The sequence below is a fragment of the Cysteiniphilum litorale genome, from assembly GCF_003428165.1.
Lineage (GTDB): Bacteria > Pseudomonadota > Gammaproteobacteria > Francisellales > Francisellaceae > Caedibacter > Caedibacter litoralis.
This window is the reverse complement of the sequence record NZ_QLIQ01000148.1, coordinates 1-911: the sequence shown is the minus strand read 5'-3', so window position 1 is coordinate 911 and position 911 is coordinate 1. Positions and strand designations below refer to the sequence as shown.

The window sequence follows — 911 nt, the reverse complement described above, 5'->3', positions numbered from 1 at the left end:
AAACCAACGACATAAAAATAAAGCCTAGCTTAAGCCAACGATTAACGTACTGACCCAAGGACTGACCCAATTGATGATGTGATGCGTCCATAAACGCTCCTTGCTTTTTTTATCTGTTTTATTTTTTTATTTTTTATTTGTTCTATTTTTTCATACTTTTGATGATTCTTATGGTTAATGCAGCATGAGATTGTCCAAACTTAGGTCAACTTAATGCAATTAATGCAACCAGAAACGTAAAGACGGCGAGATCGTTTTTTTAAATATTAGCTTTGAAATCGGTTGACCTAAAAACCAGTACATCGCAATCGCTAAAAACTGCGCACTGCGATAACGCTTTAATGTCTTTAAACCAAATATCCATCCCAATCCAATCACAAAACACAACGTTAAATTCCCTGAAATAACCCCTAATCCAATCACCAAAAAAGCAGGGATAATTTCATCCGTTGTACAACCCATAATTAAGCGCGGTTTGTTTAGGTATTTACTCACACGTGCAAAATCCTGATAATCCTCCTGATTGACCATATTAACCACCAAACCCAAGCGCACCCGCGTTATAGACACCCAAAATTGTTGCAACCCCACCAAAAATAATCAGTGCCATTTTGATATTGCCCATAAAAAAGAAAATCGCTGAAACAATCAGTGCAATACCGCCCAATACAATCTGACCCCAACTGCCTGCACCAACCGCACTTTTAACTTCCGTTTCAATTTTTGTCTTATCAATCGCCGCCTCGCCCATCACCACAAATAACAGCGACAGTAACACCGCAATCAATAAGGCAATACCCCACGACTTTAAAGATGCCCATGTTAACTGATCTTTTAAGGTTTGCTTAACTACTGATAACATCATATATCTCCTATTTTTTAATTTTTTATTGTTTTACTTTGTTTTAATG

Annotated in this window: 2 protein-coding genes; both read right to left on the bottom strand. The window is 37.1% G+C overall.

Features of this window, described 5'->3' with window-relative positions; translation table 11 throughout:
* Nucleotides 1-219: 219 nt before the first annotated feature.
* Entirely contained in the window at nucleotides 220-531 is a 312-nt protein-coding gene (traL, locus tag DNJ75_RS14970; protein ID WP_117004200.1) for a type IV conjugative transfer system protein TraL, read from the bottom strand.
* 1 nt (nucleotide 532) lies between these two features.
* Nucleotides 533-865, bottom strand: a complete 333-nt coding sequence (locus DNJ75_RS14965) for a hypothetical protein (RefSeq protein WP_150468857.1) — start codon at nucleotides 863-865, stop codon at nucleotides 533-535.
* Nucleotides 866-911 lie beyond the last annotated feature (46 nt).

Bases quoted from the DNA above. Each gene is read 5' to 3' on its own strand.
- traL (WP_117004200.1), bottom strand. From the start codon at position 531: ATGGTCAATCAGGAGGATTATCAGGATTTTGCACGTGTGAGTAAATAC.
- DNJ75_RS14965 (WP_150468857.1), bottom strand. From the start codon at position 865: ATGATGTTATCAGTAGTTAAGCAAACCTTAAAAGATCAGTTAACATGG.